This window comes from Exiguobacterium sp. s138 (assembly GCF_018618775.1).
Classification (GTDB): domain Bacteria; phylum Bacillota; class Bacilli; order Exiguobacteriales; family Exiguobacteriaceae; genus Exiguobacterium_A; species Exiguobacterium_A artemiae.
The window spans coordinates 61939-85958 of record NZ_JACSMW010000003.1 but is presented as its reverse complement, the minus strand read 5'-3'; the positions used below and the strand labels follow the sequence as shown (position 1 = coordinate 85958).

The 24020-nt window shown below is 48.3% G+C and carries 24 protein-coding genes; 17 read left to right on the top strand and 7 right to left on the bottom strand.

From position 1 onward, the window contains the following. Positions 1-57: 57 nt before the first annotated feature. Both ptsG and KNP91_RS07680 read left to right on the top strand, forming a co-directional pair. Positions 58-2163 (top strand): glucose-specific PTS transporter subunit IIBC, encoded by a 2106-nt coding sequence (gene ptsG, locus KNP91_RS07685; protein ID WP_214766143.1) that lies wholly within the window; start codon positions 58-60, stop codon positions 2161-2163. Between the two features lie 149 nt (positions 2164-2312). Continuing rightward, a complete protein-coding gene (locus KNP91_RS07680; protein WP_214849469.1) occupies positions 2313-3824 on the top strand; it encodes an MDR family MFS transporter in 1512 nt (503 codons plus the stop codon). 179 nt (positions 3825-4003) lie between these two features. Here KNP91_RS07680 and ptsP read toward each other — a convergent pair whose 3' ends face one another. After that, positions 4004-5728, bottom strand: a complete 1725-nt coding sequence (ptsP, locus tag KNP91_RS07675; RefSeq protein ID WP_214766140.1) for a phosphoenolpyruvate--protein phosphotransferase — start codon at positions 5726-5728, stop codon at positions 4004-4006. A 353-nt stretch (positions 5729-6081) separates the two neighbouring features. Between ptsP and KNP91_RS07670 the strand changes: the two genes are divergently transcribed. From KNP91_RS07670 to KNP91_RS07660, 3 genes are read left to right on the top strand one after another with little or no spacing between them, the layout of a single operon-like run. Then, a complete protein-coding gene (locus KNP91_RS07670; RefSeq protein ID WP_214849468.1) occupies positions 6082-7515 on the top strand; it encodes a leucyl aminopeptidase in 1434 nt (477 codons plus the stop codon). After that, positions 7512-7682 (top strand): hypothetical protein, encoded by a 171-nt coding sequence (locus tag KNP91_RS07665; RefSeq protein WP_214766138.1) that lies wholly within the window; start codon positions 7512-7514, stop codon positions 7680-7682. Before KNP91_RS07670 ends, KNP91_RS07665 begins: the two co-directional genes overlap by 4 nt. Next, a complete protein-coding gene (locus tag KNP91_RS07660) occupies positions 7663-8331 on the top strand; it encodes a DUF429 domain-containing protein (protein WP_012371172.1) in 669 nt (222 codons plus the stop codon). Before KNP91_RS07665 ends, KNP91_RS07660 begins: the two co-directional genes overlap by 20 nt. Here the strand turns inward: KNP91_RS07660 and ytvI are convergent. Next, positions 8315-9439, bottom strand: coding sequence for a sporulation integral membrane protein YtvI (gene ytvI / locus KNP91_RS07655; RefSeq protein ID WP_012371171.1), 1125 nt, complete (start codon positions 9437-9439; stop codon positions 8315-8317). The genes KNP91_RS07660 and ytvI overlap by 17 nt on opposite strands. An 84-nt stretch (positions 9440-9523) precedes the next feature. Here ytvI and KNP91_RS07650 point away from each other — a divergent pair, with 84 nt between their 5' ends. Together KNP91_RS07650 and KNP91_RS07645 are read left to right on the top strand one after the other, a co-directional pair. Beyond that, entirely contained in the window at positions 9524-9709 is a 186-nt protein-coding gene (locus KNP91_RS07650) for a hypothetical protein (protein ID WP_012371170.1), read from the top strand. Further along, positions 9675-10565 carry a MazG nucleotide pyrophosphohydrolase domain-containing protein gene (locus KNP91_RS07645; protein WP_251135962.1) on the top strand — a complete coding sequence of 297 codons (891 nt, stop codon included), beginning with the start codon at positions 9675-9677 and terminating at the stop codon, positions 10563-10565. Before KNP91_RS07650 ends, KNP91_RS07645 begins: the two co-directional genes overlap by 35 nt. A gap of 46 nt (positions 10566-10611) precedes the next feature. On the opposite strand, the gene KNP91_RS07640 is transcribed toward KNP91_RS07645, so the two are convergent. The 5 genes from KNP91_RS07640 to KNP91_RS07620 are packed head-to-tail and all read right to left on the bottom strand — an operon-like array spanning position 10612 to position 13641. After that, complete coding sequence (locus tag KNP91_RS07640; protein WP_012371168.1) at positions 10612-11802, bottom strand: aminotransferase; 1191 nt, start codon at positions 11800-11802, stop codon at positions 10612-10614. After that, positions 11799-12302 carry an Lrp/AsnC family transcriptional regulator gene (locus KNP91_RS07635; RefSeq protein WP_214766128.1) on the bottom strand — a complete coding sequence of 168 codons (504 nt, stop codon included), beginning with the start codon at positions 12300-12302 and terminating at the stop codon, positions 11799-11801. Before KNP91_RS07635 ends, KNP91_RS07640 begins: the two co-directional genes overlap by 4 nt. Beyond that, the gene (locus KNP91_RS07630; protein ID WP_012371166.1) at positions 12302-13096 is read right to left on the bottom strand and encodes a glycosyltransferase family 2 protein; all 795 of its coding nucleotides are present in this window, start codon (positions 13094-13096) and stop codon (positions 12302-12304) included. The genes KNP91_RS07635 and KNP91_RS07630 overlap by 1 nt, the downstream gene beginning before the upstream one ends. Positions 13097-13154: 58 nt before the next feature. Next, positions 13155-13394: a NifU N-terminal domain-containing protein gene (locus tag KNP91_RS07625; protein WP_012371165.1), complete on the bottom strand. Its 240-nt coding sequence runs from the start codon at positions 13392-13394 to the stop codon at positions 13155-13157. Positions 13395-13407: 13 nt separating this feature from the next. Next, positions 13408-13641, bottom strand: a complete 234-nt coding sequence (locus tag KNP91_RS07620) for a DUF1871 family protein (protein ID WP_214766124.1) — start codon at positions 13639-13641, stop codon at positions 13408-13410. Positions 13642-13958: 317 nt separating this feature from the next. Here KNP91_RS07620 and KNP91_RS07615 point away from each other — a divergent pair, with 317 nt between their 5' ends. From KNP91_RS07615 to KNP91_RS07570, 10 genes are all read left to right on the top strand, one after another. Further along, a complete protein-coding gene (locus tag KNP91_RS07615) occupies positions 13959-16184 on the top strand; it encodes a ribonucleoside-diphosphate reductase subunit alpha (protein ID WP_251135978.1) in 2226 nt (741 codons plus the stop codon). Positions 16185-16202: 18 nt separating this feature from the next. Beyond that, positions 16203-16691 (top strand): flavodoxin domain-containing protein, encoded by a 489-nt coding sequence (locus KNP91_RS07610; RefSeq protein WP_214849467.1) that lies wholly within the window; start codon positions 16203-16205, stop codon positions 16689-16691. After that, positions 16660-17703, top strand: coding sequence for a ribonucleotide-diphosphate reductase subunit beta (locus KNP91_RS07605; protein WP_012371161.1), 1044 nt, complete (start codon positions 16660-16662; stop codon positions 17701-17703). Before KNP91_RS07610 ends, KNP91_RS07605 begins: the two co-directional genes overlap by 32 nt. 69 nt (positions 17704-17772) lie before the next feature. Next, positions 17773-17970, top strand: coding sequence for a hypothetical protein (locus KNP91_RS07600; RefSeq protein WP_012371160.1), 198 nt, complete (start codon positions 17773-17775; stop codon positions 17968-17970). 108 nt (positions 17971-18078) lie between these two features. Further along, complete coding sequence (gene yugI, locus KNP91_RS07595; protein ID WP_014971071.1) at positions 18079-18471, top strand: S1 domain-containing post-transcriptional regulator GSP13; 393 nt, start codon at positions 18079-18081, stop codon at positions 18469-18471. Positions 18472-18596: 125 nt separating this feature from the next. Next, complete coding sequence (locus KNP91_RS07590) at positions 18597-19763, top strand: iron-containing alcohol dehydrogenase (RefSeq protein WP_012371158.1); 1167 nt, start codon at positions 18597-18599, stop codon at positions 19761-19763. 112 nt (positions 19764-19875) lie between these two features. Next, complete coding sequence (locus tag KNP91_RS07585; RefSeq protein ID WP_012371157.1) at positions 19876-21225, top strand: glucose-6-phosphate isomerase; 1350 nt, start codon at positions 19876-19878, stop codon at positions 21223-21225. A 131-nt stretch (positions 21226-21356) separates the two neighbouring features. Next, entirely contained in the window at positions 21357-21830 is a 474-nt protein-coding gene (gene ytkD, locus KNP91_RS07580) for an RNA deprotection pyrophosphohydrolase (protein WP_012371156.1), read from the top strand. Beyond that, entirely contained in the window at positions 21802-22545 is a 744-nt protein-coding gene (locus KNP91_RS07575; protein ID WP_214849466.1) for an alpha/beta hydrolase family protein, read from the top strand. Before ytkD ends, KNP91_RS07575 begins: the two co-directional genes overlap by 29 nt. Before the next feature lie 167 nt (positions 22546-22712). Then, complete coding sequence (locus tag KNP91_RS07570; protein WP_214766116.1) at positions 22713-23966, top strand: EAL and HDOD domain-containing protein; 1254 nt, start codon at positions 22713-22715, stop codon at positions 23964-23966. The last annotated feature ends 54 nt before the right edge of the window (positions 23967-24020 follow it).

The window sequence follows — 24020 nt, the reverse complement described above, 5'->3', positions numbered from 1 at the left end:
AGAAACATTAAGGGTATGAAGTAAGTAGTTTGGTCAAAAAAAGGAGGGAAATCACTGATGTGGAAAAATGTGTTCGGTGTATTGCAACGGATCGGTAAAGCTTTGATGTTACCGGTCGCAATCCTACCGGCAGCGGGGTTGCTCCTGGCGTTTGGTACGGCGTTTCAAAATCCGAATCTGACGCAGTATCTTCCGTTTCTCGAAAATGACGCACTGGTCGTCATTTGGCGGGTCATGCAGGATGCAGGGGATATCATCTTTGCCAACTTAGGATTACTGTTTGCCGTCGGGGTTGCGATTGGTCTTGCGAACGGTGAAGGGGTCGCAGGATTGGCCGCAATCGTCGGATTTTTGATCATGAACAAAGTTATCAGTTCATTTTTACAGATTACGCCTGAAAAGATTACAGAAGCACAAAAATCGAGTGATTTATCGTATGCGACCGTTTTAGGAATTCCGACCCTGCAAATGGGGGTGTTCGGAGGGATTATCGCCGGGTTGATTGCGGCGTACAGCTATAATAAATTCTTTAAGATTAAACTTCCGGATTTCCTTGGATTCTTTGCCGGTAAACGATTTGTACCGATTGCTACAGCGCTATTCAGTTTAGTCGCTGGTTTTGCCCTGTCCTATATTTGGCCACCAATCGGGACGGGAATCAACACGTTCTCGAAAACCATCATCGAATCAAACGAAACGTTATCTGCCTTCATCTTTGGATTAGTCGAACGTTCTCTCATTCCGTTTGGTCTCCACCATATTTGGTATTCAAGTTTTTGGTTCCAGTTCGGTGAATATACCGATAAAGCCGGTAATCTCGTTAACGGGGATCAGCGGATCTTCTTCGCCCAGTTAAAAGATGGTGTTCCATTTACAGCCGGAACGTATATGACCGGGAAATACCCGTTCATGATGTTTGGACTTCCTGCTGCGTGTCTTGCGATGTATCATACGGTTGCGAAGGATCGCCGGAAAGCGGTTGAAGGGTTATACTTCTCGGCTGCCCTGACTTCTTTCCTGACAGGGATTACTGAACCTGTCGAGTTTTCATTCGTATTCGTTGCCCCGTTATTGTTTGCAGTTCACGCTGTGTTTGCCGGATTGTCATTCATGATCATGGACATCTTAAACGTCAAGATCGGGATGACCTTCTCCGGAGGATTGATTGACTATACGTTGTTCGGTATTTTACCAAACCGAACCTCCTGGTGGCTCGTCATTCCGGTCGGTCTTGTCTTCGCGGTCATTTATTACTTCGGCTTCCGTTTCGTCATCCAGAAATTTGATCTGAAGATTCCTGGACGTGAAGCGATTCAGGAAGGGGCAGCGACAGCCGGTGCGACAGCTGGTGAATTGCCATATGAAATTCTCCAGGCATTTGGCGGACCTTCCAATATCAAACATTTAGATGCCTGTATCACACGGCTCCGGATTACCGTCAATGATAAATCCGGTGTCAATAAAGAGCGCTTGAAACAGTTGGGTGCTGCCGGTGTCCTCGAAGTCGGGGATAACGTTCAGGCTATCTTCGGTCCGAAATCGGATGGTATTAAAACTGAGATGGCAGAAATCATGAACGATCCGAATTACCAACCACCAGCCAAACCGGAAGCCGATCCGATTCCGCAGGTTCCGACAGGCGCGGAAGCACGGACGGAAAACCGGACAGATGACCGATCCGGATTAGCCGGAACAGATGGTGCCTATGTCCCGAGCGAAGGATACGTCTCGCCACTCAGCGGTGTGATTCGTTCTCTCGATGATGTACCGGATCAAGTCTTCTCCGGACGGATGATGGGTGACGGTTATGCCATCGAACCGACGGAAGGATATGTCGTGTCACCTGTTTCCGGTGAAATTACGACCTTCTTCCCGACCAAACATGCGATTGGTATTTTGGCCGATAACGGGGATGAAATTTTGATTCATATCGGTATTGATACAGTATCGCTCGAAGGAAAAGGATTTGAAGCGCTCGCGAAAGCCGGCGACCGGGTCGAACCAGGTTCACCGTTATTGAACGTCGATCTGGAACAAATCCGACCACTTGTCCCATCATTGCTCACACCAATCATCGTCACGAACAGCGGCGACCGGAAAGTCTCCGTTGATGTTGGTAAAACCGTTGAAGCGGGTGAAAAGATTTCGTATGACATTAAATAAGAAGTGGATGCTGAACACGACTCCGATTTTGGAGTCGTGTTTTTTTTGTATTCCGTGAACATTCAACGATGAGATTTTGCACATATGATGATACAATGAATAAGCTATTATGAAGATTAGCTATTTTTTGATAAGGAAGAGGTGAGTCGATGGCTACGACTTCGACAAAAACACGTTATGTCGTGTTAGGATTACTGATCGGGATTTTAGTGGCAGCAATGGATAATACGATTGTTGCGACAGCGATGCCGACGATTGTCAGCGAATTAAACGGCTTCGACCAATATGCGTGGGTCACATCGGCCTACATGATTGCGACTGTAGCCGGGATGCCGATCTTTGGTAAGTTAAGTGATATGTACGGACGGAAGCGATTCTTCTTATTCGGCATGTTGCTGTTCATCACGGGGAGTATCCTGTGTGGAATGGCGGACTCGATTGTTGAACTTTCCGTATATCGTGCGATTCAAGGTTTGGGTGGCGGAGCGTTAATGCCGATTGCCTTTACCATCATCTTTGATATTTTCCCGCCTGAAAAACGCGGGAAAGTCAGTGGTTTGTTTGGGGCCGTCTTCGGAATTTCAAGTATTTTTGGTCCGTTGCTGGGTGCCGTCTTAACAGATGCCATCAACTGGCGTTGGGTCTTTTACATCAATATTCCCCTTGGATTATTGGCGCTTGCCCTTGTTTCTCTGTTTTACAAGGAGTCACCGATTCACCGGACACAAAGAATCGATTATGCCGGTGCTGTGACGTTGGTGGCAGGACTTGTTTTGTTCTTGCTGGCCCTTGAAATGGGCGGAAAAGATTATGCGTGGAACTCACCGCAAATTCTCGGTTTATTTGGCGGGGCGCTTGTTGCCTTCATCGTCTTCGGGTTCATCGAACGCCGGGCAGCGGATCCGGTCATCACGTTCAGTTTATTTAGACGGCAACTGTTTGCCGCGACACAAGGCGTAGCCTTCTTTTACGGTTTTGTCTTCATCTCTGCCAGTGTCTTCATTCCGATTTTTGTCCAAGGTGTCTTCGGGGGCAGTGCGACCAACTCGGGTCTGATCTTGATGCCGATGCTGATTGCATCCGTTGTCTCTGCCCAGCTCGGCGGACGATTACCGAATAAATACGGATTCCGGAATGTCATGCTTGTCTCAGCGGTCTTCTTCTTGTTAGGAGTGTATCTCTTAAGTACGATGTCGCTTGAAACATCGCGCACAGCCATCACAATCTATATGATCATTTTAGGATTTGGTGTCGGCTTCAGCTTCTCGTTACTCAACCTGGCAAGTATCAACGGGATTGAGATGCAACGACGGGGTGCAGCCACATCAATGGGATCGACGTTCCGGACGATCGGCATGACGCTCGGTGTAACGGTCCTTGGAATCGTCCAATCGCGGACCTTCTCATCGACGATCAGTGAACAGTTACCGGGTGGAAACGCACCGGACGGCGGACAATTCCCGACGGCTTCAGCCCTTGCGAAAATGCCGCCGGAAGTAGCAAATGCAATCAAATCGTCACTTGCCGAATCGATTTCGTCGGTCTATCTGTGGGCATTGATTCCAGCCGTGCTCGGCGTTATCTTTGTCTTCTTGATGGGGAATGAACGACCAACCTTAAAAGAAGGACAAGGCGAACGACCGAAAACAAAACAAGCATAATATGCAGGTTAATCTATTTAGTTAAGCATCAACAAAAAAGGAAAGGGGATGTCGAATCCGCTTTCCTTTTTTTGTTGTTTGAAATCATTCGATGCCTGAGACTCTATAATAGGAAAACGTGCAAGTTGCGTTGCCAGAGACAAAAAACACGCCCCGAAAACGGGACGTGTCAGAAAAGATTATTTTTTGATATCGAACGTCGTGCTGAGGAAGTTAACGACATCTTCCGCTGTATCCATATCGAGTACTTCTTCGACGATCGCTTCACACTCTGCTTTGTTCAAGCGAGTCATCAAGCTACGTGCGCGAAGGACTGAAGAAGCAGACATTGAGAATTCGTCGAGTCCGAGTCCGAGAAGGATTGGAAGTGCGAGTTCTTCTCCTGCCATCTCACCACACATGCCGACCCATTTGCCTGCTTTGTGTGCTTCTGTGATGACGTTGTTCAAGAGGTTCAAGATAGCCGGGTTAAACGGTTGATAGAGGTATGAAACTTTCTCATTCATCCGGTCAGCCGCCATCGTGTATTGAATCAAGTCGTTTGTTCCGACTGAGAAGAAGTCGACTTCTTTTGCGAATTGTTTCGCCATGACAGCTGTTGAAGGAATCTCGACCATCATACCGACTTCAACGTCTTCTGAAACTGTCACACCTTCTGCTTGAAGGTTTGCTTTTTCTTCGAGAAGAAGTGCTTTTGCTGCACGGAATTCTTCGAGTGTCGCGATCATTGGGAACATGACAGCAAGTTTTCCATACGCGCTCGCCCGGAGAAGGGCACGGAGTTGCGTCCGGAAGAGATCCGTTTGATCGAGGCAAAGACGAATCGCGCGGTATCCGAGGAACGGGTTCATCTCATGCGGGAGATCGAGATAAGACAATTCCTTGTCGCCACCGATATCGAGCGTCCGGATGACGACTTTTTTATCGCCCATCGATTCGAGAACCGTTTTGTATGCTGTGAACTGCTCGTCTTCCGTCGGGAACGTTTCCGCATCCATGTAAAGGAACTCTGTCCGGTAGAGTCCGACTGCTTCCGCGCCGTTCTCAAGGACACCTTTAACATCGTTTGGTGTTCCGATGTTTGCTGCAAGCTCGACATGATGTCCGTCAGCAGTGACTGTTTTTTCGTTTTTGAGTTTTTTCCACTCTTCTTTTTGCGCGATGTACGCTGAACGTTTTTCTTCGTATTCTGCGATTTGTTCGCTTGAAGGATTGACGATGACGTCACCCTCTGTTCCGTCAAGGATCAAGAAATCACCGTGTTTGACTTCCGTCAAGACGACTTTTGTTCCGACGACAGCCGGGATTTCAAGAGAACGGGACATGATCGCCGAGTGCGAAGTCCGTCCACCGATGTTCGTAGCAAATCCTTTTGCATACTTCCGGTTGAGTTGTGCTGTATCTGAAGGTGTTAAATCTTCGGCAATGATGATGACTTCTTCATTGATTTGAGCCGGTGTAACGAATGTGATACCGAGCAAGTGGGCCATTGTCCGTTTTGTAACGTCACGGACATCGGCTGCACGCTCGCGCATGTATTCGTTATCCATCGATTCAAAAATCATGACCATCATCTGTGACACTTCATCAAGTGCTTGTGCTGCATTGGTTTTTTCATCGTCAATTTTTGCGTTGACTTGGCTGACGATTTCCGGGTCTTCCAGGATCAACAAGTGAGCTGAGAAGATTTCCGCTTTGTCTGCACCGAGTTCTTTTAATGTGTTTTCGCGGATGATTTCAAGTTCACCCTTCGACTTAACGATGGCGGCTTGGAAACGTTCCTTTTCTGCTGCCGAGTCCTCGATTTTATGCGTCGGAATGTCAAAGACAGGTGTTTCCATTACGAATGCCTTTGCAATCGCAATCCCTGCAGAAGCGCCAATTCCTTTGATGTGCTGTGCCATGTGCATTACCCTCTTTTCAGTAAGTTTTTTCGCCGCAGCGACGTCATTTCTTTGCTATCTATAGATACCCATAAACGCATCTCTCTTAACGGGTCGCTTGCGGACTCTCCCTTTGAATGAAAACGTAGACATTTCTGTCGTTGCCAAATGACCGTTAAATAGAAGTGCCTGTCCTTTTCACCTGTTTAATCCTATCATATTGTGAAACGGGCAACAATTGTTTGAAACGTTCCAAATCGACAAATTAAAGAACGTCTTTTTTGAGAACGGTTTCATTCGTCTCAAAGGCTATCAGTTGGAAAATCAGATCAAACGCTTCATACTTATACCTATCACTAAAGGGGGATTTGAATATGCGATGGAATCAAGTAGATCCACAAGCTCATGTCGAAGTACTCGTTGTCGGTATTTCAGGAAACCAGCCGGTCGAGGAACGGATCCGGTCACTATATCCGGATCGTTTGGATGAATGGGTACGCCGCGGGGACATCTCAACGAAACAAGGAGAACTCCGTTTGCTGCCGACACTGACGGGAACGGTGGAACGAGTGTTGTTCGTCGGTCTTGGCAAGGCGGAAGGACTTACAACGGACGGTCTGCGCCGGTTATTCGGAAAAGCGGCTCAGTTCCTGAAGGCACGCCAGCTGTCCAAAGTAACGATTGACGCGACGACCTTCCCGGATCAACCGGTCGAACTGATTGCCGAGACGTTTGGCTTAGCTACATATGAAGTCAAACATTACAAAACTAACACCCGTGCGACATATGATCTGGATGTAACAATCTGGTCAGACGCCGGCGAACAGGCGGTCGAACGTGGAGCGGCACTCGCACAAGCGACGAATCTCGCGCGTCGCCTTGTCACGATGCCCGGAAACTTATTGACGGCACCGGCTTTGGCAGATGAAGCCCGCTTTATTGCCGAGCGTCACGGGCATGAGTTGAAGATTCTTGAAAAAGCCGACATGGAAGCACTCGGAATGGGCGCATTGCTTGCGGTCAATCAAGGATCAACAATTCCACCAAAGCTGATTGTCCTTGAATACAAAGGAGCAGGCGACGACGCTCCGATTGCAGTCGTCGGAAAAGGAGTGACGTTCGATACCGGCGGTTACTCGATTAAACCAAAAGACGGGATTGTCGGGATGAAAGGGGATATGGGGGGAGCGGCAGCCGTCCTCGGATTATTCGAAGCGCTCGGTCACCTAAAACCGAACGTCAATGTCCTCGGTGTCATTCCGGCGACGGATAACATGATTTCCGGTGACGCCTTCAAACCGGATGATGTCATCACGTCGATGGCAGGGAAAACAATTGAAATTCTGAATACGGATGCAGAAGGACGACTTGTCCTCGCAGACGCTGTCACCTATGCGAAAGAATATAAACCGAAGATGATCATTGATCTTGCTACGCTGACAGGCGGAGTGTTAGTGGCACTCGGGACAGAAATTACCGGCGCCTTGACGAATGATGCCGGTCTGTACGAACGATTCGAAGCCGTAACAAAAGAGACGAATGAGATGGTCTGGCAGATGCCGTACGTCGATCAGTTCATCAAGCAAGTCCGCCGCTCGGATGTCGCCGACTTAAACAATTCACCGGGACGAATGGGACATATGATTTTCGGTGGTGCGTTCGTTGGTGAATTTGTGGGCGACACACCATGGCTCCACCTTGATATCGCGGGGACGTCCGAACAGAAAGCCGCGACGGAGCTCGGTCCAAAAGGGGCGACCGGTGTCATGGTCCGCAGTCTCTATCATTTCGTCGAACGCGAAAAATGATGCGCCTAAACAGTGTCCTCGTGTTGGTAACGATCATCAGTATTGTTTGGTACCTGGATTCACGGGAACAGATTCCTTTAGCAGCAGCGACTTTCTTCGGCGTCTTTACGATATTATCGCTGCTCAAGAGTCTGCGGGAGAAGTCCAATGGACGTCACCGGAATTGATGCGGCAAAAGCCGGATGGGTCGCCGTTTCGATTAAAGACGGTCAGTTTTCCTGGACCGTCGCTTCATCGCTCGACGAAATCGAATGCGGGACCCGGACCTATATCGACATGCCGGTCGGACTGGAAGAAAACACACGGCGGGCGGTCGACCGGTTACTACGGGAAGAATTGAAGCCCGGCCGGACGAGCAGCGTCTTTAACGCCCCGTTACGGACTGCACTTGAACAACCGGACTATCACACAGCAAACGACTATTCAAAGCAACACGCAGGTTTTGGTTTATCGAAACAAGCCTGGTACCTGTTGCCGAAAATCGAGCAGGTTCGGACCCATTACCAACCGGGATGGGTCGAATCCCATCCGGAAGTCTGTTTTGCCCGACTGACGGGTCATCCGGCACGTCACAGTAAACGGACGGTCGAGGGAGTGACGGAACGGATTGCATTGTTGCAACGGTATGCTTGTCCGGCTTACTGGGAACTCAACGTGCGTGGTGTCGCGACGGACGATTGGATCGATGCTTGTCTGCTTGCGATTGCGGCAACGTTACCGGCGGTTTATTTGCCGGCTGATTGCCCCGTTGATATAACCGGATTTCCCTTATATGCAGCTTTACCAAAAAAGATCACCTTCACCGAAACGGTGTAGGTGATCCTTTGATAAAGTCCCAAAGATAATGAAAGATTTGAGCGTTGTGTAGTGCTTTAATGATGACCGCAATCAAGGGGCCTAAAATTAATCCGAAGACACCGAATACCTGAATGCCGACAAACAAGGCGATCAAAGCGGTGATCGGTTGGATACCGATATTATCGCCGACGATTTTAGGTTCCATGATATTGCGTTGTAAGATGACGATTGCATAAAGGATAGCGAGACCGATGGCGAGACCCGTATCTCCCGTAATGATGGAATAGGCAATCCAAGGCAAGAAGACGGAGCCGGTTCCAAGGTAGGGCAGGATATCAAAAAATGCTGCGATAAAGGCGATGGCAAACGGATGCTCGACACCGATGATCAACAGTCCAATCAGGACGATGAAAAAGGTGATCGTAATCAATGTCAGCTGCGCTTTAATATAACCGAATAAAGCAGACCGGAGACTCGTGACGACCGATTCGGCACGGGCGAACCACGGCAACATCTCGTATTTTTTCAATCGCAGTTCATATCGGTGCCAGTCTTTGGAGATGAAGAACCAGGCGAGCAAGACGATGACTAAAATCAACGCGATGGACGGCAGCGTGGCTAAAACCGTCTGCAACATCCCGGCGACGCTTTTCGAGCCTTCACCGATGGCACTGGCGAGTGAACTGCCGAGTGACTGGATACTGTTTTGGACGGTGTTTTGTTGTGACGGTTCAAGCGACCGGAGGGCTTCCGACGCATCGTTCCAAATCGGAGCCAGCTTTTCATTGTAGAGTTTCTGGAAATAAAGACTCAGCTCCTGGATTTGGGCCGGCAACTGATTGGCGACAAACACAAGTCCACGAATCAACTGCATGATGATCAGGACGAGTGAGCCGATCAACAAACCGCTCATTAAAATGATCGACAGCAGAGCGCCCCAACCGCGGTTGATCCGAAGCCGCTTTTGGAAAAAGTCGACGAGCGGCCGACTGAATAAAGCCAGTAAAAAAGCAAAGACGAACGGGTACATGAAAGAAGACAAGCGAATTATCAGCCAACCGGTGAAAAAGATGGCAAGGATGACGCCAATGAAACGGGCTATTTGCCATAAACGTTCAGTCGACATAAGCAACACCTCTTACTATGTATGTAATGTCATCATCATATCATGTTTGCCAGACGAACGTATCATTCAAAAGGAGGAATTCAGATGAAACGAAAAGAAATGGGAGTACTCGTCTCACTCGCCGTTGCAAGCGGTCTCGCTGTCCGTGAATGGCGTAAGAATAAACAGTTTGCCAAACGATTTAAGGAACAATCGGAAGACCGAATCGTGAAAGGAATGGCGGAGGTGCAGGACGATGCAGGAGATGATTCTTCTTCAGCAAAAGGTTGATGAAACGATTCGGGCACTTGGCGGATACTTTCGTCCATTGTCTGGACTAGCCCGTTTGATTGAGGAAGTCGGTGAAGTGGGGGAAGCGCTCGAAACTGGAGATGAGTTGTCATTTCAGGCGGAACTGGTGGATGTCCTGATGATCTCGACCTGTCTTGCGAATCAATACGTTACGGATTTGGCACAGCAGCATCAACAGCTCGGAACGATGGAAGACGAGGGGCAAGGTTCGTTTTACCGCCTCGTTCATGAAGTGGGGCAGGTCGCCCGTGTGATGAACGGATATGAAGGGGACAAACCCCCAAAACAGACGGAAGATATCATTCCGATCGGGATGTCGCTTGCCCGTCTTCAACGGGAGTTGTTCCGACTGGTCCGTCCTCACGGCATCAATCTTCTGCAGGAAATCGATCGTACAAACGAAAAAAATTTAAATCGTGACCGCAAACGGTTTGCGTTAACACGTGATCCGGTGACGGAAGCGACGATTGATCATTTCCGGAGTGCGACCGGTAATACGGAACGTCTCTGGGGGGCACCGGCTTATGAAAGTGATCTCGCGCTTGAGGCGCACATTCAAGCGGCTTTACCGTCGCTCCGCCGGTTCCTGCGTTGCGCCCGGATCGAAGGGATTGCCGGATTCGTCATCGAAGCTCCGATGGAACGGACGGACAGTTTGCGGAGCGTCAAAGATCAAGCGGATGAAATCGGCCGGATCGTTAAAGAGCAGACACCGTTGTCGTTTAAAGAAGCACCGTACCGGATTGATGTCTACGCACCGCAACTGGGTCCCGTGTCACCGTATCATGCGGAAGATGATCACCGGATGTTCCTCGTTTTACATGTCGATGAGTAAATCAAAAAATGTCCATTCCAGTCGGAACGGACATTTTTTGTATGGTTTATCTTGAAGGATTCGATAATTCGACTTGCTTTTGATTCAAGTGTTGCATGAAACGGTTGATCCGGTGAATCGCCTGCTGGAGCTGTTCGATCGAACTGGCATAACTGGCCCGGACATACCCTTCACCGCTTGCGCCGAAGACAGAACCGGGGACAACTGCAACGCGTTCCGCGAGCAACAGTTGTTCTGCGAACTCTTCGCTCGTCAAACCCGTCCCACCGATATACGGGAAGGCATAAAATGCTCCGCCCGGCGAATGCGTCGGCAATCCGGCATCGTTGAGCGCCTTGACAAAGTAGTTCCGGCGTTGGCGGTAACTGCGGACCATATCCGGAACGGTCTTGTGACGCGAACGTAACGCTTCGATTCCGGCAAACTGAACGAGCGTCGGGGCACACATCATCCCGTACTGATGGACTTTAAGCATCGCCTGGCTGATCGCGGGAGGGGCACAGGTGAAACCGAGCCGCCAGCCGGTCATTGCAAAGGCTTTAGAGAATCCGTTGATGACAATCGTCCGCTCCCGCATGTCAGGGAGAGTCGCAAAACAGGTCGGCTCATCTTCATACGAAAGTTCGGCGTAGATTTCATCGCTGATGACATAAAGATCATGTTTCTTCGCGAGTAACGCAAGATCGGCCAATTGATCGCGTGTCATGACGGAACCGGTCGGATTCGAGGGGAAACAAAAGATGATGGCTTTTGTCCGCTCTGTCATGACGGCTTCAATCGTTTCCGGCTGAATCGTAAACCCGTCCTCTGCGCGACAGGCTGCCGCGACCGGAATGCCGCCTGCCAGTTCAATCAACGGAGCATAGGAGACGAAGGCAGGTTCGACGACGATGACTTCATCACCCGGATTGATCAAGGTCCGGAAGGCTAAATCCAGTCCTTCCGACGCACCGGTCGTGACGATGATTTCATCTGCGACCCGGTAATCAATCGAAAATTTTTCTTGCATGTACAACTTGATTTCTTGGCGTAATTCGACTAATCCGGCATTGGCACTGTATGCTGTATAACCTTGTTCGAGCGCCGCGAAGCTGGCTTCCCGAACGTTCCAAGGCGTAACGAAATCGGGTTCACCGACACCAAGCGAGATGACATCTTCCATCGAACCGGCCAAATCGAAAAAACGCCGGATGCCGGAGGGTGCCAACCGTTCGACACGTTCAGATAAATGTTTCATGGAGACACCTTCAATCGTTTGTCCTCATCATCCTGGCTGAATAAAACACCATCATGTTTATACGTTTTCAGACGGAAGTGTGTTGTCGTCGAAATCACGGAATCGAGTGTCGATAGTTTTTCCGAGACGAACTGTGAGACTTCCTGCAGTGATTTTCCATCGAGGACGACTTGTAAATCGTAGGCTCCTGACATCAGGTAGAGTGATGTCACTTCCGGGAAACGATGAATCCGTTCTGCGACTTCATCAAAACCGCGCCCCCGTTTCGGCGTCACTTTAACATCGATAAAGGCGGTCACACCGTGGTGGGCGTGGATTTTTTGCCAGTCGATGACGGCTGTATAACCGAGCAGGACACCGTCTTGTTTAAATGTTTCGAGTGAGGATAACACCTCATCCTCTGTCAAATTAAGCATTTGAGCGGCCAGGACAGGATCGACCGGTCCGTTCTGTGTCAATAATTCAAGTAGTTCCAGTTGTTTGTCTGTATACATAATCATCACTCGCTTTCTGTCAGGCAACCATTGAACGTCCGGCGTGTCTCGCGCAGGCGCGAGCGGCGTTCCTCTTGCACGATGTGGAAATTTTTCATATCAGTTGTCGGAAGATGATGCTTCTCGACGAGACGGTCGAAATAGACGCGGCGCGATGCATCCTGCTTCGCCGATTGGTGGTTACCCGAAGGATTAAACGCATACAGGACGGTCGCCCGGGCCGGGTGCAGAACGAGATGATCCTGCCCGACACGTAAAATCCAGTCCCAGTCCCAATAGTTGAAGACGTCTTCGTCAAATAAACCAAGCTCTTCGTGAAGCGACTTCCGGTAAAGTGAACCGGACGGGATATAAGTCGAATCCTCTTTCATCGCTTCCCGGTCATACGGATAAGCGAACGGTTCCGTTGTTTTGACGACACGATGATCCTGTTGCCATTCGTAGGTGAACAGTTCCGCATCGACGTACGTTAAGTCCGCTCCGGCTTCGAGATCGCCGACGGCTTCTTCGATATGTGAAGGTAACAATAAATCATCATCGTCGTGGAGAAGAATATACCTTCCGTTTGCTAACGAGACACCGTGGTTTCGTGCCCGGACATGGTGATTTTCCGGCAAATCAATTGCCGTAATCGTCAGCTTGTCCTGAAAATCGGCAACGACGGAAGTCAGCGGCTCTCCATTATTGTTCAAGATGATGACTTCAAAATCCTGATAGATTTGTTTGGTCAGTGCGGTCAGTGCTTCGCGCAACTCACGCAACCGGTTATATGTGGGGATGATGACTGAGACCATCGGCATTTAAGTCGTCTCCTTAGAACAAAGACACCCTTGAAATTCAGGTGTCCTTGTGAGATATTTACATTTTTTCTTCGATTGTCGGAAGTAAGACATTCCATTCAGCGTCAGCTTCTTTTGTGACGGTGACGAAATCACCGTATGCAAATAGATTATCGATGCCGTCAATCGTGATGAGTGATGCGAGCAAAGCGTCTTCCGGTGTATCCCCTTTTTTGACGCTGGTGCTTTTGGCACCGAAGCGGTCTCCGTCGAGGGTGATTTTTACTGAGTTCGGGTTAGGCGTGTAATCAACTTGCATAATCAGTCTCCTTTCAAAGTTCACACGAATCTTCACATAAAAGTAAGTTCGTTGCGAGTAAAATCAATTCCTGCTGATCCGGTCTTTCATCAAAAGATTCTTCAAAAACGATCCCGATTGCTTCCGCAAGCGGGCTTATTTGATCATGAACCGTCAGTAAGCTTAGTATAGCAGACATTTCCGTCGGATAATTTCCTTCTCCTAGGTGAAATGGATCATATTTTTTTAAAAGTTCTTCTGAACTCATAATCAATAAAACTCCTTATCTCAATATATCTCAAAAGGCGGTAATCCGCCTTTTCAAATTTGTTTGACCTGATTTTCAATGCAAGGGGTTATTTTTTAGTCATTCAGTGATAACCTATATCTTGTAGATAAATAGGTTTAAAAATGCCTGAAACGTCTATATATAGAGTGAGGATTAAAATGTTCTTTCTATATGTAGGGCGTCTTTTTTTAGTTTAGCGCATTTTTTACGGTAACGGAACCTATTTTAAAGTTAGAGAATGGGAGTGGTTCATAGTGGCATCTCCACTGAATACAGCACGCATCTATCAAGGTGCAATGACAATAGAAGATGTATATACGGTGATCCGTCAGATTACGGCAGCGTACTCAGAGCTCGACGTCGAACGTTATACAGAACGGGCGATTCGGGCACTCGAAGGGAAGACGTTACAGGCGGATCAAGTCTATGAACTCTTAACAATGCATGCACTTGACATGTTAAAGGCAGAGGAACCGAATTGGACATTCGTTGCGACAGCAACGTACTTGAACCGGTTGTATCTGGAAGCAAGTGAAAATCGCGGCTACGCAGCGGACGAACGGTACGGTTCACTTTATCACTTGATTGAAAAATTAACGGAGATTGGTATTTTTACGCCACACCTCTTAGAAACATATACGAAAGAAGAAGTCGAAGAACTTGCGGCATCGATTGATCCGTCACGTGATCATCTGTTCACGTATATCGGACTCCGGACATTATCCGACCGTTACTTAGCGCGCGACCACGTCAAAAAATTATACGAATTGCCGCAGGAACGTTTCATGATCATCGCCATGACACTCATGCAGACAGAACCGAAAGAGCGCCGGATCGAGCTCGTCAAAGAGTCTTACTGGGCACTGTCGAACCTCTACATGACGGTTGCGACACCGACTTTATCAAACGCCGGTAAATCATACGGCCAACTGTCTTCATGCTTCATCGACACGGTCGATGATTCGCTTCGGGGCATCTATGATTCCAACACCGATGTCGCGACGCTCTCAAAAGGCGGCGGCGGAATCGGCGTCTACATGGGGAAAATCCGGTCACGCGGATCGGATATCAAAGGCTTTAAAGGCGTATCGAGCGGTGTCATTCCGTGGATGAAACAATTAAACAATACAGCAGTCAGTGTCGATCAGCTTGGTATGCGCCAAGGTTCGATTGCTGTTTACCTCGATATCTGGCATAAAGACATCCTTGAGTTCCTTGATGCGAAATTAAATAACGGGGACGAGCGGTTACGGACACACGATTTGTTCACAGGCGTCAGCTTACCGGACCATTTCATGCGGACGGTCGAAGCACGCGGCGACTGGTACTTGTTTGACCCGCACGAAATTCGGACCGTCATGGGCTTCAGCCTTGAAGATTCGTTTGACGAAACGGAACAAGGTGGCAGTTTCACGGAAAAATATACAGCCTGTGTCAACGAACCGCGTCTGAGCCGGACGAAAGTACCGGCGATCGATCTCGTCAAACGTTATATGCGTTCGCAGCTTGAAACGGGTACACCGTACATGTTCTTCCGCGATGCGGTGAACCGTGCCAACCCAAATAAACATGCGGGAATGATTTACTCGTCCAACCTCTGTTCGGAAATCATGCAAAACATGAGTCCGACGACGGTGACGGAAGAGTACACGGAAGACGGCAAAATCATCATCACGAAAACACCGGGCGATTTTGTTGTCTGTAACTTGTCTTCGATCGCACTCGCACGTGCAGTCCGTGAAAATGTGCTCGAACGGTTGATTCCGATTCAGATGCGGATGCTCGATAACGTCATCGATCTCAATACGATCGACGTACCGCAAGCACAGATCACGAACCAAAAATACCGTGCCGTCGGTCTCGGGACATTCGGCTGGCACCATCTGCTCGCTCTCGAAGGCATCCGCTGGGAGTCGGTCGAGGCCGTCCAGTACGCCGACCGTCTTTATGAAAAAATCGCCTATTTGACGATTGACGCGTCGATGCAACTGGCGAAAGAAAAAGGGGCTTACCGTCTCTTTGAAGGATCGGAGTGGCAGACCGGGGAATACATTGCCCGCCGTCACTACAAAACAACGCCTGAACTGAACTGGGATCGTCTGCAGGCAGATATCACAGCACATGGTATGCGGAATGCCTATCTGATGGCGGTCGCACCGAACTCGTCGACGGCGATCATCGCCGGCAGTACAGCGTCGATTGATCCGATTTACAAGAAAGTTTACGCGGAAGAAAAGAAAAACTACAAGATTCCGGTCACAGTGCCCGATTTAACACCGGAAACGAACTGGTTCTATAAATCAGCGTTTGAGATTGATCAACTCTGGAGCATTCGTCAAAATGCCTCACGTCAACGTCATATTGACCAAGCGATCAGTTTTAATCTCTACGTTAAAAACAGCGTCAAAGCAAAAGAGTTACTCGAGATGCACATGGAAGCATGGCAACTCGGGATGAAGACGATTTACTACACACGTTCGACGACTGTCGAAATCGATGAATGTGAGTCGTGTTCATCATAAGAGAAGGAGGACGATATCATGAAGGCAGCAATCGTATATGTGTCAATGAGCGGAAATACAGAGGAGGTTGCGGAACTGATTGCAAAAGCATGTTCCGAAATGCAGGTCGAACCGACGATGATCTTTGCCGATGATGTGACGACGTATCAGCTGGTCCCTTATGATATCGTCTATTTTGGTTCTTACACCTGGGGAGACGGACAACTGCCGGATGAGATGCGGGATTGTCTGAAGGTCGTCTTAAAAGAAAGCCCGCACGCGATTCCGCAGGCGGCTGTCTTCGGGACGGGCGATAAGATGTTCGTCAAATATTGCCGTGCCGTCGATGAGATGGCGTACCATCTCGCGAAGTTCGGGGTTCCGCTCGCAGGTGAATTACTCAAAATCGAACAATCGCCGCGTAACCGACCGCATGCGGTCAAAGAGTGGACACGTCGAACACTACTGCAATTACAGCAAGAGGGAGCCGAACAACATGGAACAACTACAAAAAATCAAACTGCTTGATGCCCGACACCCGAATCGCGCGACCGCGATCATCGGCGGGGAAACAAGCTCAATCGTCAATTGGAACGACATTGCGTATCCGCAGTTCTATTCCATCTATAAACAGCTGTTATCGAACTTCTGGATTCCGGATGAGATTTCAATGTCAAAAGACATGCAACAATGGAATCAATTAAGCGAGCGGGAACAGGATGCCTTCAAACGCATCATCGGCTTATTGTCGATTCTCGACTCCGTCCAGACCCGTTATATTTTGGAGTCGGCGATGTTCACATCGGACGCGTCAATTCATGCGATTCTCGCGATTGTCGCCCAACAGGAAGTCGTTCATAACCAATCTTACAGCTATGTGCTGTCGAGTCTTGTCCCACTGTCGGAGCAGAACAGGATTTTCGACATCGCGAAAGACGACGATATGGTCATGAAACGAAATGCCTTCATTTTGGATCTGTATGAAGATTTCCAAAACGACCGGACACCGGAAAACTTTGCGAAGTCACTGGTGGCCTCGATCGTTCTTGAAGGAATCAACTTCTATTCCGGATTTGCTTTCTTCTATAACTTGGCGCGCCATCAGAAAATGGTCGGAACGTCGACGATGATCAGTTATATCCAGCGTGACGAACTGCAACACTCATACTTCATCAGTCAGCTGTTGCGTGCCGTCTTGACAGAACATCCGGATATCGACGCCGACGGTTCATTCACGAAATTTGTCTACGCGACATTCGAGCGTGCCGTTGATCTTGAAATCGAGTGGAGCGAATACGTGTTACGTGACTTGGACGGACTTGATGTCAGCGAAATGCGTGACTATGTCAAATACCTCGCCAACAAGCGTCTCCGTGTCATCGGACTTGACGATTTGTATGAAGGACATGATGAAGACGTCATGCCATGGATCCGCGCCTATTCCGACGACTCGATGAATGCGACGAAATCCGATTTCTTCGAGCAAAAATCGCGCTCGTATGCAAAAGTAACGGATGCAAACGGATTTGATGATTTGTAAGTCTGTAAACGGACAGAAATTTTGATTGCTTCACCATGCAATTTCCTTTACGCTAGGACAGGTGAGGTCATGCTCGACTCCTGCGGAAAACAAGCCGATCTGACCCTGGAAGATGCACTGCATCTGAAGCGGCAGGATGACTTGTCAGCGGAAAGCGAGCAGACCGAATCGGTCCTTTTTGCGTTGAAAAGTAAGAAGAAACAAAAAAAGGGCCGGACTCAAAAAGTCCGGCAGAATCAGGGGGAATACTTGAAGTCTTACTACTAATTTGTTCCCTCGTAAAATAAAAAATAAACAATTTGAAAAATATTTTTTACCATCCGTAAAAAGTATGTTATTATAAGTTGATGAATTTAGTTAGGGAGTGTATAAACTATGGCAAACTTTGAAAAAGACCAAGTCGTTACTGGTAAAGTAACTGGTATTCAAAACTTCGGTGCTTTCGTAGCACTTGACGAGCAAACACAAGGTCTCGTCCACATCTCAGAAATCTCACACGATTACGTAAAAGACATCAACGATTACGTAAAAGTTGGCGATGAAGTAACTGTTAAAGTTCTCGACATCGACGAAGCTAACAAAAAAATGAAGCTTTCGATCAAAGCAACACAGGAAGCTCCAAAACGCGAAGCACGCGCTAAAGGCCCACGCAAAAACACTGGCCGTCGCGATGCAGGTCCTGCTTTCAAACAAGAAGAAGCTCCTGGCTTCAACGTGTTAAAAGGCAAATTGGAAGAATGGATTGAAAAATCAAACTTCCAAAAATAAGATTTTGAAAGGGAATCGACATCGGTCGGTTCTCTTTTTTTGCGTTATAAGCATTAAAATAGATGCAAAAGGGGAATGTGTGGATAATGTAAGGTGTTCATTACTTATCAAGGGGGCAACACACAATGGAAAACTTCGAATATCGTAATCCAACGAAACTTATTTTTGGTGACGGTCAAGTCAGCAAAATTACAGACGAATTGAAAGCTTTAGATGCTAAAAAAGTCATGCTCGTATTTGGCGGCGGCAGTATTAAACGCAACGGTGTTTATGATGACGTGACACGCGAACTGAGTGCGGCAGGGATCGAATACGTTGAATGCGACGGCGTCGAACCAAACCCGCGTATTGAAACAGCGGAACGCGGTATTAAAATCGCACGTGAAGCTGGCGTTGACGCATTGCTTGCACTAGGTGGCGGTTCAGTCATCGACTGTACGAAACTGATTGCTGCCGGTATCCCGTACGAAGGCGAAGCATGGGATCTCGTCATCGGGAAAGCAACACCAAAAACGGTCATCCCGTTCGGAACAGTCTTGACGCTTGCTGCAACAGGTTCAGAAATGAATTCAGGCTCGGTCATCACGAACTGGAAGACACAAGAAAAATACGGTTGGGGCAGCCCGTTAACATTCCCGACGTTCTCAGTCCTTGATCCGAAGTACACAGTCAGTGTACCGAAAGACCAAACGATTTACGGAATCGTCGATATGATGAGTCATTGCCTTGAGCAATACTTCCATACGGCACATGCACCGGTTCAAGAACGGATGACGGAAGGCGTCATGAAAGCGGTCGTCGAAGCAGCACCGAAACTCGTCAACGATCTTGAGAACGTTGAACTCCGCGGTACCATCCTGTTTGCCGGTACGATGGCACTCAATGGTGTCCTGCAAATGGGCGCACGCGGTGACTGGGCGTCACACAACATTGAGCATGCGGTTTCAGCTGTTCATGATATCCCGCACGCAGGTGGTCTGGCGATTCTCTTCCCGAACTGGATGCGTCATGTCCTCGACGAGTCAAACGCACACCGTTTCGTCACGCTCGGTGAAAATGTCTTTGACGTTGATACGACTGGTAAATCAGAAATGGAAGCAGCACACGCTACAATCGATGCCATCAGTGCGTTCTGGACGTCACTCGGTGCTCCAAACCGTCTTGCAGATTACGACATCAAAGAAGATACAGTCGACTCAATCGTAAAATCAGCAATGACACGCGGAGACTTCGGTAACTTCAAATCACTTGGCAACGAAGATGTCCGCCAAATCGTAACAGCGGCTTTGTAAGCGCCATAACATTTGCTAATCTTTTCACAAAAGACTTGAACGACCTTCCTTCTTGCGTTTTAATGAAAAGGAAGGTCGCATTTGTTTGCGAATGAATAAGGAGGACGAGTGAATGACAACGGTACGTTTTGATTATTCGAAGGCCCTACAATTCGTAGGACAACATGAAGTAGACTATATGGCGGATACGGTAAAAACATTACACGGAGCAATCCACAACGGCACAGGTGCCGGCAGTGATTTCTTAGGATGGGTCGATTTACCGACAAACTATGACAAAGCGGAATTTGAAAAAATTCAGGCAGCAGCTGAAAAAATCAAGTCGGATTCAGACGTCTTGTTGGTCGTCGGAATCGGCGGATCGTATCTTGGTGCACGTGCTGCAATCGAGATGCTGGGTCATTCGTTCCACAACTTATTGTCAAAAGAAGAGCGGAAAGCTCCGCAAATCATTTATGCTGGACATAACATTTCTTCGACGTACTTACACGATTTGTTCCAAGTACTTGAAGGAAAAGATGTGTCGGTCAACATCATCTCGAAATCAGGCACGACGACAGAACCGGCGATTTCGTTCCGTCTGTTAAAAACGTTCATGGAAGACAAGTACGGTAAAGCGGGTGCGAAAGACCGGATTTATGCAACGACGGATAAAGCACGCGGCGCTTTGAAAACACTTGCGGACTCGGAAGGATACCAGACATTTGTGATCCCGGATGACGTCGGAGGTCGTTTCTCTGTCTTGACACCGGTTGGTCTGTTGCCGATCGCAGCAGCCGGCATTTCGATCGAAGAGTTGATGGCAGGTGCACGTGATGCCCAGGTTCAGTTCTCAAACGAGAACTTGGCGGAAAACGAAGCGTACCAGTACGCAGTCGTCCGGAACGCATTATACGCTAAAGGGAAAACGATCGAGTTGCTCGTCAACTACGAACCGGCCTTACACTATGTGTCCGAGTGGTGGAAACAGTTGTACGGAGAGTCAGAAGGAAAAGACTTCAAAGGAATCTTCCCGGCTGCCGTCGACTTCTCAACGGATCTTCACTCGATGGGACAATATGTCCAGGAAGGACGTCGTGATTTGTTCGAAACAGTTATTAAAGTCGGACAAGCGCGTCATGCATTAACGATTGAAAAAGACGCCCAGGATCTCGACGGTTTAAACTTCCTGGAAGGAAAATCGATTCAATTCGTCAACGACAAGGCAGCGGAAGGAACGTTGCTTGCCCACACAGATGGACAAGTTCCGAACTTGACGGTCGAATTGCCTGAGATGACACCGTATCATCTCGGATTCTTGTTCTACTTCTTCGAAAAAGCATGTGCCATGAGTGGATACCTGCTTGGTGTGAACCCGTTCGATCAGCCGGGTGTTGAAGCGTACAAGAAAAACATGTTTGCCTTACTCGGTAAACCTGGATTTGAAGCAGAAAAAGCAGAGCTTGAAGCTCGCTTGAAATAAGCATCCGGACATCTCTCGATTCAGAGGGATGTCTTTTTTTGTCATTCTGGCAAATTCCTACGCACTTTCACTTTTAGAATGCTTTCGAAACAGGTAAAGTGAAGAGAGAAGAAGAAATGAGGTGCACGCACGTGATTACGTTTTTAGATTATTATCAAAATCGGGTTGAACTGAGTTTTGAAGACCATCCGTTTTCAGTCCATCCGCTTCATGTCTGGGTCATTGCCGTGTACGAAGGGAAATGGTTACTGACGCATCACAAGCAACGGGGATATGAGTTTCCGGGTGGAAAAGTCGAGCCGGGGGAGACGGCGGAGGAAGCCGCATACCGGGAAGTCATGGAAGAGACAGGGGGACGTATCGAACGTCTCCAGTACATCGGACAATACCGGGTCGAGGGGCGAGGGGACACGATCATCAAGAATATCTACTTCGCTCAAATCGAATCACTGGTTCCACACCTGGCTGTCGATGAGACGGACGGAGCCTATTTACTAGACGATATCCCGAAACGTTTAGATACGAACCGCCAATACAGCTTCATGATGAAGGACCGTGTCCTTCCGGAGACTCTTCGTGTACTCGCCGAACGCCGATTGGTTTGAGCTCCCGCGGCAGGGACCGTTCCGCACCTTTCGGGTCTTTTATGAAACATCCGACGGGGAACGGGTCGGAGCGTATGTGATCCTGCCGGTTCATGCGAACGGGCAAGGTCTTTTGTATTTACGTGGTGGGACACGTAATATCGGCATGATTCGGCCGACTCGCTTAATGCAGTTCGCGCAAGCCGGTTATCTCGTCATGGCTCCTTTTTACCGCGGTAATCTAGGAGGGACGGGGAAAGAAGACTTCGGACACCGGGATATCCTCGACGCCATCAGTGCGTTTGATTGGCTCGATCAATATGTCGAGCGGACATCGGTCTTCGGTTTTTCCCGTGGCGGACAGATGGCGCTTTTACTTGCGCACCATCGTGAAGTCGCCCGGACGGTTTCATGGGCCGGTGTAACGAATCTGACTTGGACGTATGAAGAACAACAGACGATGCGAAAAATGCTCAGACGGTTTACGGGAGGAGTTCCGCAACAACAGTTGCAGGCATACCGTGTCCGGTCGCCATTGTATTTTCCGCCTCAAGGGGAAATCTTGCTGATTCACGGATTATATGATCAAAATGTCCGACTGCGTCATGCGACGAATTATGCGGCCCGTTATCCGGAACAGACCCGCTTGATCATCTATCAGTACGCGCATCAATTTCCAATCCATCAAAAAATGCTTGTGACGAAACAAGTCATTGATTGGATGTTATCTGAATAGAAAAGACTTACAAAACATCTTGATGCCTTGCATTGAGATGTTTTTTTCTCCAAATGATGGGAACATTGATATGTTTTAAAAAAGAGATTTTTTAAAGGAAAACGATATTTGGTATACTAGAACATATAAAATAAGCCAGATTAACGGATTTAGAAGGGATATATGAGATGGAAATCTTACTTGCGCGACAACCGATTGTAGACCGGTTTGGTTCGATTGACGCTTTTGAGCTGCTCTATCGTTCCGTTGAAACACCTGCAGTGTTTGATGGTGACTTGGCGACGATGGATGTGTTGACGAATACACTGATTCATCTCGGAGTAGACCGTGTAGCAGAAGGAAAACGATTATTCATTAATTTCACAGGCGATCTGTTGCAGTCTGAACTGATTGATCATCTGGATCCGACTCAATTCGTGATTGAAGTATTGGAGACGGTTCAGATCGATGAAATGATGCTCCAGACGCTGCAAAAATGGAAAGAAGCCGGCTTCGTCCTGGCGCTTGATGATTTCGTAACGGATTTGTTGCGTCACCACGGTCCGGAGCTGTTTGATTTGATTGATTTGATAAAAATTGATATCGAAGCCATCAATCCACGCGAACAAAGTGCAATCTTACATATTTTAAAACGGAACTATCCGCATATCCGCTTTTTGGCTGAACGGGTTGAAACACACGAGGACCACACGCGAAGCCTTGCGATGGGGTATGACTGGTTCCAAGGATACTTTTACGCCAAACCGATGCTGATGAAAGGAAAGGCCGTTCCTCCGCAAGTGCCTGTCCTGTTGAAAATGTTGAAGTGGCTTGATACGGATGACCATTATGATGACGTCGTGGATGAAATCGAGGGCAATCCTTACATCAGTGTGCAAGTACTGCAATTGATCAACTCTCCGGGCATCGGTCTTCGGAACATGGTCAGTTCCGTCCGTCAAGCAATTTCCTTGCTGGGCTTTTCCCAACTGAAGAGCTGGATTTCGTTGATCGTCTTGCGTGAGATGAAACTAGCGAGTCCGTATCAATGGTCGGACGAATTATTGCGTTCATCCTTGCATTGCGCAAAACTATGCGAACTGTTTGCGACGGAAACGAAGACACTGAAAGCAGAAAGTGCCTACATGATCGGCTTACTGTCACACATCGATGCCTTGCTTTCCGTGGATATCGGTGAAATCATCGATCAGCTTCCGATTGAACCGGCTTTGAAAAATGTCTTGCAAGGGGAAGATCACCCGTTTCGCGATTGCCTGTTGCTTGCGATCAGCGCAGACCGGGGCGAGTTTGAACGGTTTGAGATGCTCAGTAATCGGTTCGGGATTATGAAGCACCGGGCTTATGAGTTACTGAAAGAGAGTCAAGTTTGGCTTGCGCAAAAGGAACTCCATTTAAAAGACAAAACCGATTCAATCGTCTAACAGAAAAAGGTTGAGCATCCGTTACGGAGCTCAACCTTTTTTGTATCAGTATGA

Coding starts and splice junctions, on each gene's coding strand:
- ptsG (WP_214766143.1), top strand. CDS start 58: ATGTGGAAAAATGTGTTCGGTGTATTGCAACGGATCGGTAAAGCTTTG.
- KNP91_RS07680 (WP_214849469.1), top strand. CDS start 2,313: ATGGCTACGACTTCGACAAAAACACGTTATGTCGTGTTAGGATTACTG.
- ptsP (WP_214766140.1), bottom strand. CDS start 5,728: ATGGCACAGCACATCAAAGGAATTGGCGCTTCTGCAGGGATTGCGATT.
- KNP91_RS07670 (WP_214849468.1), top strand. CDS start 6,082: ATGCGATGGAATCAAGTAGATCCACAAGCTCATGTCGAAGTACTCGTT.
- KNP91_RS07665 (WP_214766138.1), top strand. CDS start 7,512: ATGATGCGCCTAAACAGTGTCCTCGTGTTGGTAACGATCATCAGTATT.
- KNP91_RS07660 (WP_012371172.1), top strand. CDS start 7,663: ATGGACGTCACCGGAATTGATGCGGCAAAAGCCGGATGGGTCGCCGTT.
- ytvI (WP_012371171.1), bottom strand. CDS start 9,439: ATGTCGACTGAACGTTTATGGCAAATAGCCCGTTTCATTGGCGTCATC.
- KNP91_RS07650 (WP_012371170.1), top strand. CDS start 9,524: ATGAAACGAAAAGAAATGGGAGTACTCGTCTCACTCGCCGTTGCAAGC.
- KNP91_RS07645 (WP_251135962.1), top strand. CDS start 9,675: ATGCAGGAGATGATTCTTCTTCAGCAAAAGGTTGATGAAACGATTCGG.
- KNP91_RS07640 (WP_012371168.1), bottom strand. CDS start 11,802: ATGAAACATTTATCTGAACGTGTCGAACGGTTGGCACCCTCCGGCATC.
- KNP91_RS07635 (WP_214766128.1), bottom strand. CDS start 12,302: ATGATTATGTATACAGACAAACAACTGGAACTACTTGAATTATTGACA.
- KNP91_RS07630 (WP_012371166.1), bottom strand. CDS start 13,096: ATGCCGATGGTCTCAGTCATCATCCCCACATATAACCGGTTGCGTGAG.
- KNP91_RS07625 (WP_012371165.1), bottom strand. CDS start 13,394: ATGCAAGTTGATTACACGCCTAACCCGAACTCAGTAAAAATCACCCTC.
- KNP91_RS07620 (WP_214766124.1), bottom strand. CDS start 13,641: ATGAGTTCAGAAGAACTTTTAAAAAAATATGATCCATTTCACCTAGGA.
- KNP91_RS07615 (WP_251135978.1), top strand. CDS start 13,959: ATGACAATAGAAGATGTATATACGGTGATCCGTCAGATTACGGCAGCG.
- KNP91_RS07610 (WP_214849467.1), top strand. CDS start 16,203: ATGAAGGCAGCAATCGTATATGTGTCAATGAGCGGAAATACAGAGGAG.
- KNP91_RS07605 (WP_012371161.1), top strand. CDS start 16,660: ATGGAACAACTACAAAAAATCAAACTGCTTGATGCCCGACACCCGAAT.
- KNP91_RS07600 (WP_012371160.1), top strand. CDS start 17,773: ATGCTCGACTCCTGCGGAAAACAAGCCGATCTGACCCTGGAAGATGCA.
- yugI (WP_014971071.1), top strand. CDS start 18,079: ATGGCAAACTTTGAAAAAGACCAAGTCGTTACTGGTAAAGTAACTGGT.
- KNP91_RS07590 (WP_012371158.1), top strand. CDS start 18,597: ATGGAAAACTTCGAATATCGTAATCCAACGAAACTTATTTTTGGTGAC.
- KNP91_RS07585 (WP_012371157.1), top strand. CDS start 19,876: ATGACAACGGTACGTTTTGATTATTCGAAGGCCCTACAATTCGTAGGA.
- KNP91_RS07570 (WP_214766116.1), top strand. CDS start 22,713: ATGGAAATCTTACTTGCGCGACAACCGATTGTAGACCGGTTTGGTTCG.